A 10,549-nucleotide genomic window follows, 5' to 3' on the forward strand; every position below is an offset into this window, starting at 1 on the left:
CCTTCGATCCCGCCGACCCCCTCGGCCTGGACGACCTGCTCGCACCCGAGGAGAAGGCGGTCCGCGACACCGTCCGCTCCTGGGCCGCCGACCGGGTGATGCCGCACATCGCCGAGTGGTATGAGCGCGGCGAGCTGCCCGGCACCCGGGAGCTGGCCCGCGAGCTCGGCTCGATCGGCGCCCTGGGCATGTCGCTGACGGGCTACGGCTGCGCGGGCGCGTCCGCCGTCCAGTACGGGCTGGCCTGCCTGGAGCTGGAGGCCGCCGACTCCGGCATCCGCTCGCTGGTCTCGGTGCAGGGCTCGCTGGCGATGTACGCCATCCACCGCTACGGCTCCGAGGAGCAGAAGCAGCGGTGGCTGCCGCGCATGGCGTCCGGCGAGGCCATCGGCTGCTTCGGGCTCACCGAGCCCGACCACGGATCCGACCCGGCCGGAATGCGCACCCACGCCAAGCGGGACGGAGGCGACTGGGTGCTGAGCGGCCGCAAGATGTGGATCACCAACGGCTCGGTGGCCTCGGTCGCCGTCGTCTGGGCCCGCACCGACGAGGGCGTGCGCGGTTTCGTCGTGCCCACCGACACCCCCGGCTTCTCCGCGCCCGAGATCAGGCACAAGTGGTCCCTGCGCGCCTCGGTCACCAGCGAACTGGTCATGGACGGCGTACGGCTGCCCGCCGACGCGGTACTGCCCGAGGTCACCGGGCTGCGCGGCCCGCTGAGCTGCCTGAACCACGCCCGCTACGGCATCGTCTGGGGCGCGATGGGAGCGGCCCGCTCCAGCTTCGAGGCGGCCCTTGAGTACTCGCGCACCCGCGAGCAGTTCGGCCGGCCGATCGGCGGTTTCCAGCTCACCCAGGCCAAGCTCGCCGACATGGCGCTGGAACTGCACAAGGGCGTCCTGCTCGCCCATCACCTGGGGCGGCGGATGGACGCCGGCAGACTCCGTCCCGAGCAGGTCAGCTTCGGCAAGCTCAACAACGTGCGCGAGGCGATCGAGATCTGCCGCACCTCCCGCACGATCCTGGGGGCCAACGGGATCTCCCTGGAGTACCCGGTGATGCGGCACGCCACGAACCTGGAGTCGGTGCTGACCTACGAGGGCACCGTGGAGATGCACCAGCTGGTGCTGGGCAAGGCGCTCACCGGCGTCGACGCGTTCCGGTGAACGCCTCGTCCGGCGCCGGCGCCGGACGAGGCGCCGGTCAGCTCTGGTTGAAGAAGCCGTCGGGGCTGCGGCGCTCCTGGCCGCTGATCACCTGGTAGTCGGGAGGCGTCAGCAGGAAGACGCGCGTGGCCACGCGCTCGATCGAACCGCGCAGGCCGAAGGTCAGGCCGGCCGCGAAGTCGACGACCCGCTTGGCGTCGGCGGGCTCCATGGCGGTGAGGTTCACGATCACCGGAACCCCCTCCCGGAAGAGCTCGCCGATGCCCCGGGCGTCCCGGAAGCCGTCGGGGGTGACCGTCGCGATCCGGGTGCCCTGATCCTGGGCGGTCTCGGCGGTCACGCGCACCCGAGGGTCGGTGACCCAGGCGTCGCGGGCGTCCTCGGGCTCGGAACCCTCGGCGTACTCGTCGTCGTAGTAACGCATCTCGCTGTCGTCGACGAGGCCCAGCCAGGCACTCGCCTTGCGCACCGATCCCATGGACGCCTCCTCTCACATGCACGGTCCACCGTGTCTGGCAGCGCCTCCGCCGCGGGGCCCGCACCCCTATCGTCGTCCATGATGCTGACAACGCGCCAAACAGTTACCCGTTCCGCACGGGATTCGTGACGGTTCTGGTGCACAGCACGCGCGTGGCGCGCCCCCGCGGCGAGGGCCGGGAGCCCGTAGGGGCGGTGACGCGGCGCCGAACCGGGCGGCCCCGCCGGACGGGTGGTCACCAAGGGCATACGGGTGAAGTGCCCGGTATCGTGACGCGCACTCATACATCAGGGGTAACGGGGGGAAACTTGTTCGGCATCATCAGGCCGTGCCGTCACCGGCTGGGCGAGCGGCTGCTGACCGCCTGGACCGCGCATCTGTGCGGGCTCTGCCTCGCGCTGCGCGGTGACCACGGCCAGTTCGCGCGCGTCGCCACCAACTACGACGGAATCGTCGTCTCCGCGCTGACCGAGGCGCAGACGCCGCGCCCGGCGGACGGCTCCGGCGCCCTGCGGCGCACCGCCGGCCCTTGCCCGCTGCGGGGCATGCGCACCGCCTCCGTGGCCCGCGGGGAGGGCGCCCGGCTGGCCGCGGCGGTGTCCCTGGTGCTGGCCTCCGTCAAGGTGCGCGACCATGTCGCCGACGGGGACGGGGCGATGGCGCGCCGTCCGGTCGCCGCGGCGGCCCGCAGGGTCGCGGCCGGCTGGGACCGGGCGGGTGCGCGTACCGGGGCCCAACTGGGCTTCGACACCGCGGTGCTGACCGAGGCCGCCCTGCGGCAGCCGCTGGTGGAGGCCGCGGCGGGCCCGGGCGGTTCGCTGGTGGCGGTCACCGAGCCGACCGAGACGGCCACCGCCGCCGCCTTCGCCCACACCGCCCGCCTCGCAGGCCGACCCGGCAACGCGGAGCCGCTGGCCGAGGCCGGGCGGCTCTTCGGGCGGCTGGCGCATCTGCTGGACGCCGTCGAGGACCTGGCCGCCGACGAGGAGGCGGGCGCGTGGAATCCGATCGCCGTCACCGGCACTCCTCTGCCGGAGGTGCGCAGACTGTGCGACGACGCCGTGCGCGGCATACGGCTGGCCCTGCGGGACGTGGAGTTCGCGGACGAGGAGGGCGCCGAACTGGTGCGGGCGCTGCTGGGCCGCGAGGCGGGACACGCGGTGGACCGGGCCTTCGCGGCGGCGCGTGTCCACCCGCCGCGACCGGGGCGTCCCGGACATCCCGGCCGTCCGGGGCGTCCCGGAGCGCCGTTTCCCGGACCGTCGCGCCGTCGGGGCGCGGTGGCCGGATGCATGGTGTGGACGGGGTTGTTCTGCACGGGGCAGATTTGCTGCCGCAAGGAGTACGAGGACCCCTGGTCGGGGCGCAGGCGCGAGGGGCTGTGCCGTTCCTGCGACTGCTCCGGCTGTGCGGACTGCTGCGAGTGCTGCGGCAACTGCTGCAGGTGCTGCAACAGCTCGGGCGGGTCGGGGAGTTCCGGCGGATCGGGCGGCGGCGACGGAGGGTGCGACTGCAACTGCGGCTGCGGGGGCTGCGACTGACGGCCGCTCATGTCCGTTATGCGGGGTGGTCGGTGCGCTGAGCGATGCAACTTGGCGCAACGGCACCCTTGCGCGCACGGATCGAACGTGTGAATACTCCCTCCCGGTGCTTGTCAGGGACGCGTCGGACAGCGGGTCCCCGGCGGCTCCGCTTGCCCGCGCCCCATCGCGGGTTCCCCCCATTTCCTTCACAGGAGGAACAGCCAGTGAAGACCGAGCGCACCTCCCCCCACGGCGCTTCCGCCAGACGAGGCCGCATCCGCCTGATCGCCGCGGCCTCCGCCGTCGTCGCCGCCGCGGCCATGGCCCTGCCGACCTCGGCGAGCGCGGCCCCCACCCCCTCGCCCGCGGCCCAGGTCGCCATGGCGGACAAGGCGATGAAGACCGCGGACGTCGGCGGTACCGCCTGGTACACCGACAAGGCGACCAACACCCTGGTCGTCACGGTGGACAGCACCGTCAGCAAGGCCGAGATAGCCAAGATCAAGAAGACCGCCGGCGCGGGCGCGGACGCCATCCGCATCGAGCGCACCCCGGGCAAGTTCAACAAGCTGATCTCCGGCGGCGACGCCATCTACAGCGGCGGCGGGCGCTGCTCGCTGGGCTTCAACGTCCGCAGCAGCAGCGGGACGGACTACTTCCTGACCGCCGGGCACTGCACCCAGGGCTCGTCCACCTGGAACAACGGCTCCACCACCCTCGGCTCGACCGCCGGAACCAGCTTCCCGGTCAACGACTACGGCATCGTCCGCTACACCAGCTCGGTCAGCCGCCCCGGCACGGTCGGCAACCAGGACATCACCCGGGCCGCCAACCCGTCCGTGGGCCAGACCGTCTACCGCCGCGGCAGCACCACCGGCACCCACAGCGGCCGCGTCACCGGCCTGAACGCCACGGTCAACTACGGCGGCGGCGACGTCGTCTACGGCATGATCCAGACCAACGTCTGCGCCGAGCCCGGCGACAGCGGCGGCCCGCTGTACTACGGCTCCACCGCCTTCGGCCTCACCTCCGGCGGCAGCGGCAACTGCCGCACCGGCGGCACGACCTTCTTCCAGCCGGTCGTGGAGGCGCTGAACGCGTACGGCGTGAGCGTCTACTGACGCCACCGCCTTTCGAGCCCCCGTCCGGCCGTGCCGGGCGGGGGCTCCGCCGTGTGCCCGCCGGGCGAGGCGGGCGGGCCCGGCGTGCCGGACGGCGCCGGCGCGGGGATGATGGCGGGGTCGGTCGTCACTCTACGGCTCGGTGTGGACACTCTTCGTGTGTAACCCCGCCGGTGGAGGAAAGGATGACCGAGCCGGACATTCCTCCGGGGCCGCACCCTCACAGGCGGCCCCACCCCCCACGGGAGGTACTGTGCTGAAACACCGACGGACACTCACGCGGCGCATCGCCATCGCGGGCGTGGGCGTGGCGGCGATGCTCTCCGCGCCCCTTGCCCCGGCGAGCGCGGAGACCCCGGCCCCCGTCGCGCCCAGACCGCTCACCCCCACCGCCGCGGGCCAGCTGGCCTCGTCCCTCGCCGGCGACCTCAAGGACGACATGGCGGGCGCCTACTACGACGCCGAGGGGCGCAAACTGGTGGTCAACGTCCTCAGCGACGCGGGCGCCGAGAAGGTCCGGCAGGCCGGTGCCGAGCCCCGGGTCGTCAAGCACTCCCTGGCCCGGCTCGACACCGTGCAGAAGGACCTCACGGCCAAGAGCGTCCCCGGCACCGCGCGCGCCGTCGACCACCGCCTCAACAAGGTCGTCGTCACCGCGGACAGCACGGTCGGGCAGGAGGAGCTGGCCGACCTGGAGAAGCGGGTGGCGGCGCAGGGCGACACGGCGGTCCTCAGACGGGCCGAGGGGAGGTTCGCCCCCATGGCCCTGGGCGGCGACGCGATCTGGCGCGGAGACGGCGCGCGCTGCTCGCTCGGCTTCAACGTGGTCAGGAACGGCATGCCGTACTTCCTCACCGCGGGCCACTGCGCCCGGCTCTTCGACCGCTGGTCCGCCACCCGCTCCGGGCGGAGCATCGGGATCACGGTGGCGAGCGAGTTCCCCCGCGACGACCACGCCCTGGTGCGGTACACCACCCGTACGGACCACCGGAGCCAGGTGAACCTGTACAACGGGTCCAGCCAGGACATCACCCGGGCCGCCGATCCCATCGTCGGCCAGCAGGTGCGGCGCAGCGGCAGCACCACGAAGGTCCACGAGGGCGAGGTCACGGCGGTGAACGTCTCCGTGACCTATCCGCAGGGCAGGGTCGACGGGCTGATCCAGACCGACGTCTGCGCCGAGCCCGGCGACAGCGGCGGCCCGCTGTTCTCCGGCACCACCGGCCACGGCCTGACCTCCGGCGGGCGCGGGGACTGCTCGCGGGGAGGCGAGACCTTCTACCAGCCGCTGACCGAGGCGCTGCGCGACCACGGCGCCCGGATCGGCTGACGGTTCCCCGCCCCAACGGCGACGGCCCGGCCCCGCCTCCCGAGGGAAGGCGGGGCCGGGCCGTCACCGGGCGGGGCCGCACACCGGGCGACGCCGGCCGGTGGCTGTCGGCGGCCCTCCGGTGGCTAGCGGGACTCGGCCGCGACCAGCTCCGCGATCTGGACGGCGTTGAGCGCCGCGCCCTTGCGGAGGTTGTCGCCCGCGCAGAACAGGGCCAGGCCGTGCTCGGCGGTCTCGTCGGCGCGGACGCGGCCCACGTAGGTCGGGTCCTGGCCGGCCGCCTGCTGCGGGGTGGGCACGTCGGAGAGGACCACGCCCGGGGCGCCCTCCAGCAGCTCCCGGGCGCGCTCGGGGCTGATCGGCCGCTCGAAGCGGGCGTTGATCTGGAGGGAGTGGCCGGTGAAGACCGGCACGCGCACACAGGTACCCGAGACCTTCAGCTCCGGGATGCCCAGGATCTTGCGGCTCTCGTTGCGGAGCTTCTGCTCCTCGTCGGTCTCGCCCAGTCCGTCGTCCACGATGGAGCCCGCCATCGGCAGCACGTTGAAGGCGATGGGCCGCACGTACTTGTCGGGCTCGGGGAACTCGACCGCGGAGCCGTCGAAGGTCAGCCGGGTGGCGTCGCCCTCGACCGCCTTGCGGGTCTGCTCGTCCAGCTCGGCGACACCGGCCAGACCGCTGCCGGACACCGCCTGGTAGGTGGCCACGACCAGGGCGGTCAGCCCGGCCTCGGCGTGCAGCGGCCGCAGCACCGGCATGGCGGCCATGGTGGTGCAGTTGGGGTTGGCGATGATGCCCTTGGGGCGCTCGGCGGCGGCCTGCGGGTTCACCTCGGAGACCACCAGCGGGACCTCGGGGTCCAGACGCCAGGCGGAGGAGTTGTCGATGACCACGGGCCCGGCCGCGGCCACCTTCGGGGCCAGGGCCTTCGAGGTCGAGCCGCCCGCGGAGAACAGCACGACGTCCAGCCCCGTGTAGTCGGCCGTGGCGGCGTCCTCGACGGTGATCTCGCCGCCCTTCCAGGGCAGCGTCCGTCCGGCCGAGCGGGCCGAGGCGAACAGCCGCAGCTGCTCCACCGGGAAGTCGCGCTCGGCCAGGATCTCGCGCATCACTCCGCCGACCTGGCCGGTGGCTCCGACGATGCCGATTCTCATGGGGCTCCTTCTGTCGTGCGTGTCCCGCTGCGTCAACCCTCTACCCTGCCCTGCCGGACGCGCGTGCGCCAACTTCCTTTGGCGCACGTCACACCCCGGGCGAGTGCGGGGGGAGACGGGAGGGTGGCGGTGGAACGCACCGAGGCGGCGGCCGCCCGGGGGCGGCCGCCGCCTTGTGACCGGGCCCGGCGGTCACTCCAGGGCCCTGCGCTGGTCCGGCGTGGGTGTCAGTGCGGGCAGTTGCCGCGGAACTCCTCGATGGCGAGGCTGGGCCGGGGCAGCGGGCACAGGAACTGCTCGTAGCGGGTGTCGTTGTCCACGAAGCGCTTCAGCCAGGAGATGCTGTACTTCGCGATCTCGGTGTTCGAGGTGTTCGGGGTGAAGTGCGTGGCGTTGTTGAGCTCCATGTACGCCCGGTCCGTGGAGGAGGGCAGGCTCTCGTAGAAGGGCTCGGCGTGCGAGCGCACCGAGGCGATGCTGTCACCGTCGGCGCCGACGATGAAGGTCGGGACGGTGATCTCGCGCCAGGTCTTGTCGAGGTTCCACGGGGTGAGCGGGATCGCGGCCTTCAGGGAGGGCCGGTCCTTGGCGGCCTCCAGGCTGCCGCCGCCGCCCATGGAGTGGCCCATGACCGCCAGGCGGCTGCTGTCGATGCGGCCGCGGACCGAGCTGCGCTGGGTCAGGTAGTCCAGCGCGGCCAGCAGCTGGTCGCCGCGGCTGCCGGGCTGGTCGTAGCGGCTGTTGGTGTCGATGGTGAAGACCACGAAGCCCTGCGAGGCCAGGCGGGGGCCGTACCAGGACATGCTGGACTGGCTGGCGGTGTAACCGGGGGAGATCGCGACCGCGCCGAAGGTGCCGTCGCTGGTGTCGGTCGGGTAGTAGATCGTGCCGCCGCCGAAGCCGGTCACGGCCAGGGAGGACACCCGGTCCTCGGAGACGGAGTAGGGGCCGCGGACGGCCTCGATGCTCCGCTCGGTCGGGTCCGGGCCGCGCTCGTAGGGGTTCTCGGCGGTCTGGACGGCGGCCGGCGCGGCGCCGGCGTCCTGAGCGGCCTGGGCGGTGGGCAGGGCGACGCCCACGCCGCCCAGGACCATGGCCAGGGCCACGCCCAGCTTCGTCAGGCGGTGGGGGGTGCGGCGGTTCCCGGCGGCCGTGCCCGGGGTCGTGTCGTGCTGCTGCGGCTCCATGCTGACCCTTTCCAGGTGTGTGAGGGGTGACCTTCTGGGGTCGGACGGATGCATCGTGGTGCCGGAGCACGCGACTCCGCATCGGTGAAACCGCCGGTTCCGGCCGGGGCCGGGTGCGGACGCGGCCGGCATCGCGGGCGCGGCGCCGGAGCCATTGACGTACCAGCCGGTATGCCACGAGGATAAGCAAGCGCTTAGTCGTGGCCCGTGAAGGAGATCCCGTGCCCCCTGCGAACGCCCCCGTGACCGACCCGGACGAACTGCGCCGACGTACCCAGGCGCTGCTCGCGGAGCACGATCCGGCCGTCACCGAACCACTCGACTTCCTCCGCGCCCGCTACGACGCGGGCCTGGCCTGGGTGCACTTCCCCCACGGCCACGGCGGACTCGACGCGCCCCGCGCCCTCCAGGCCGTCGTCGACGCCGAACTGGCCGCCGCCGGCGCCCCCGACAACGACCCCGGCCGCAACGGCATCGGCCTGGGCATGGCCGCGCCGACGATCCTGCGCTACGGCACCGAGGAGCAGAAGGAGCGCTTCCTGCGCCCGCTGTGGACCGGCGAGGAGGTGTGGTGCCAGCTGTTCAGCGAGCCCGGAGCCGGCTCCGACCTGGCGGCACTGGCCACCCGGGCGGTACGCGAGGGCGACTCCTGGGTGGTGGACGGCCAGAAGGTGTGGACCTCCAGCGCGCACAACGCCCGCTGGGCCATCCTGATCGCCCGCACCGACCCGGACGTCCCCAAGCACCGCGGCATCACCTACTTCGTCTGCGACATGACCGACCCCGGGGTCGAGGTGCGGCCGCTGCGCCAGATCACCGGCGAGGCGGAGTTCAACGAGGTCTTCCTCACCGGCGTCCGCGTCCCCGACGCCCACCGGCTCGGCGGGGTGGGGGAGGGGTGGAAGGTCGCCCAGACCACCCTCAACAACGAGCGCGTCGCCATCGGCGGCCAGCGCATGCCGCGTGAGAGCGGCATGATCGGCAAGGCCGCCGCCACCTGGCGCGAGCGCCCCGAACTGCGCACCCACGGTCTCCACCAGCGGCTGCTGTCGGGCTGGGTAGGCGCCGAGGTCGCCCGGCTCACCGGTGAACGGCTGCGCCAGCAGCTCACCGCGGGCCACCCCGGGCCCGAGGGGGCCGGGATGAAGCTCGCCTTCGCCCGGCTGGCGCAGGAGCTCAGCGGCCTGGAGGTCGAGCTGCTGGGCGAGGAGGGCCTGTCCTACGACGACTGGACCCTGCGCCGCCCCGAGACCGTGGACTTCACCGGCCGCGAGGCCGGCTACCGCTATCTGCGCGCCAAGGGCAACTCCATCGAGGGCGGCACCTCGGAGGTCCTGCGCAACATCATCGCCGAGCGGGTGCTGGGACTGCCCGCCGAGCCCCGCACCGACAAGGACCTCCCCTGGAAGGAGCTGGCCCGATGACGGACCTTCTCTACTCGGAGATCGAGGAGGAGCTGCGCGCCAGCGTCCGCGCGCTGCTGGCCGACCGCTGCCCGCCCGAGAACACCCTGGCCCGCTGCGAGACGGGCGAGCCCTACGACCGCGCGCTGTGGCAGACCCTCGCCCGCGACCTGGGCGCGGCCTCCCTGGCGGTGCCGGAGGAGGCGGGCGGCGCGGGGGCCTCGGTGCGCGAGGCGGCCGTGGTGCTGGAGGAGCTGGGCCGGGCGGCGGCGCCGACGCCGTACCTGGGCAGCGCAGTCCTGGCCACCACCGCGCTGCTCGCCCTGGAGGACGCGGACGGCGGCGGCGACGGAGCGGAGGCGGCGAAGCCGCTCGCCTCCCTCGCTGCGGGCGAGCGCACCGCCGCACTGGCGGTGCCGCTCTCCGCGATGCCCGGGACCGGGGCCTTCCCCTCGGCCGTACGGGCCGACAGCGCGGGCACTCTGACCGGAACGGTCACCTCGGTCGCCGACGCCGCGGCCGCGGACGTCCTGATCGTCCCGGCCGAGGGCCGGGACGGGCCGGGGCTGTACGCGGTGGAGGCCACCGCCGCCGCCCTGGCCGTCGTACCGCGCACCTCCCTCGACCTCACCCGCCCGGTGGCCGACCTGACGTTCACCGGCACCGCCGCCCGGCGGCTGGCCGGCGCCGGGCAGGCCCCCGCCGCACTGGAGCGGGCGCTGCTGACCGGCGCCGGACTGCTCGCCTCCGAGCAGCTCGGCATCGCCGAGTGGTGCCTGACCGCCACCGTCGCGTATCTGAAGGACCGGCGGCAGTTCGGGCGGCAGCTCGGCTCGTTCCAGGCGCTCAAGCACCGGCTGGCCGACCTCTGGCTGGAGGTGGTCGGCGCGCGGGCCGCCGCCAGGTACGCCGCCGACACCCTGGCCACCGGCGACCCGGACGCTCCCGTGGCCGTCGCGGTGGCCGCCTCCCACTGCGGGGAGCTGGCGGTACGGGCGGCCGAGGAGTGCGTCCAGCTCCACGGCGGCATCGGCATGACCTGGGAGCACCCGGCGCATCTGTACCTCAAGCGCGCCAAGGCCGACCAGATCGCGCTGGGTACCCCCGACCGCCACCGCGCCGCGCTCGCCGCGCTGGTGGACCTGCCGGCGCCGGTGGGCTGAGCCCGGCGGCCGCACGGGGAGGCC

The 10,549-nt window shown here is 73.7% G+C and carries 9 protein-coding genes; 6 read left to right on the plus strand and 3 right to left on the minus strand.

Annotated features, from left to right (window positions below; all coding sequences use genetic code 11):
- The coding region (locus L7D48_RS12030) for an acyl-CoA dehydrogenase family protein (protein ID WP_237879255.1) at positions 1 to 1,166 on the plus strand (1,166 nt) is incomplete at its 5' end.
- A gap of 37 nt (positions 1,167 to 1,203) precedes the next feature.
- Here the strand turns inward: L7D48_RS12030 and L7D48_RS12035 are convergent.
- Complete coding sequence (locus L7D48_RS12035; protein WP_093662885.1) at positions 1,204 to 1,644, minus strand: cell division protein SepF; 441 nt, start codon at positions 1,642 to 1,644, stop codon at positions 1,204 to 1,206.
- A gap of 308 nt (positions 1,645 to 1,952) precedes the next feature.
- Between L7D48_RS12035 and L7D48_RS12040 the strand changes: the two genes are divergently transcribed.
- The 3 genes from L7D48_RS12040 (at position 1,953) to L7D48_RS12050 (ending at position 5,618) form a co-directional block, all read left to right on the plus strand.
- Positions 1,953 to 3,185, plus strand: a complete 1,233-nt coding sequence (locus L7D48_RS12040; protein ID WP_237879257.1) for a DUF5685 family protein — start codon at positions 1,953 to 1,955, stop codon at positions 3,183 to 3,185.
- A gap of 206 nt (positions 3,186 to 3,391) precedes the next feature.
- The gene (locus L7D48_RS12045; RefSeq protein WP_237879259.1) at positions 3,392 to 4,288 is read left to right on the plus strand and encodes a S1 family peptidase; all 897 of its coding nucleotides are present in this window, start codon (positions 3,392 to 3,394) and stop codon (positions 4,286 to 4,288) included.
- Between the two features lie 253 nt (positions 4,289 to 4,541).
- Positions 4,542 to 5,618: a S1 family peptidase gene (locus L7D48_RS12050; protein WP_237879261.1), complete on the plus strand. Its 1,077-nt coding sequence runs from the start codon at positions 4,542 to 4,544 to the stop codon at positions 5,616 to 5,618.
- Between the two features lie 125 nt (positions 5,619 to 5,743).
- Here L7D48_RS12050 and L7D48_RS12055 read toward each other — a convergent pair whose 3' ends face one another.
- The gene (locus tag L7D48_RS12055; RefSeq protein ID WP_237879270.1) at positions 5,744 to 6,772 is read right to left on the minus strand and encodes an aspartate-semialdehyde dehydrogenase; all 1,029 of its coding nucleotides are present in this window, start codon (positions 6,770 to 6,772) and stop codon (positions 5,744 to 5,746) included.
- Between the two features lie 227 nt (positions 6,773 to 6,999).
- Positions 7,000 to 7,959 (minus strand): alpha/beta hydrolase, encoded by a 960-nt coding sequence (locus L7D48_RS12060; RefSeq protein WP_308312277.1) that lies wholly within the window; start codon positions 7,957 to 7,959, stop codon positions 7,000 to 7,002.
- A 242-nt stretch (positions 7,960 to 8,201) separates the two neighbouring features.
- Here L7D48_RS12060 and L7D48_RS12065 point away from each other — a divergent pair, with 242 nt between their 5' ends.
- Both L7D48_RS12065 and L7D48_RS12070 read left to right on the plus strand, forming a co-directional pair.
- Complete coding sequence (locus L7D48_RS12065; protein WP_237879276.1) at positions 8,202 to 9,383, plus strand: acyl-CoA dehydrogenase family protein; 1,182 nt, start codon at positions 8,202 to 8,204, stop codon at positions 9,381 to 9,383.
- Entirely contained in the window at positions 9,380 to 10,525 is a 1,146-nt protein-coding gene (locus L7D48_RS12070) for an acyl-CoA dehydrogenase family protein (RefSeq protein WP_237879272.1), read from the plus strand. The genes L7D48_RS12065 and L7D48_RS12070 overlap by 4 nt, the downstream gene beginning before the upstream one ends.
- The last annotated feature ends 24 nt before the right edge of the window (positions 10,526 to 10,549 follow it).

This window comes from Streptomyces sp. ICN903 (assembly GCF_022015835.1).
Taxonomy (GTDB): Bacteria; Actinomycetota; Actinomycetes; order Streptomycetales; family Streptomycetaceae; genus Streptomyces; species Streptomyces fenghuangensis.

Bases quoted from the DNA above. Each gene is read 5' to 3' on its own strand.
- L7D48_RS12035 (WP_093662885.1), bottom strand. From the start codon at position 1,644: ATGGGATCGGTGCGCAAGGCGAGTGCCTGGCTGGGCCTCGTCGACGAC.
- L7D48_RS12055 (WP_237879270.1), bottom strand. From the start codon at position 6,772: ATGAGAATCGGCATCGTCGGAGCCACCGGCCAGGTCGGCGGAGTGATG.
- L7D48_RS12060 (WP_308312277.1), bottom strand. From the start codon at position 7,959: ATGGAGCCGCAGCAGCACGACACGACCCCGGGCACGGCCGCCGGGAAC.
- L7D48_RS12070 (WP_237879272.1), top strand. From the start codon at position 9,380: ATGACGGACCTTCTCTACTCGGAGATCGAGGAGGAGCTGCGCGCCAGC.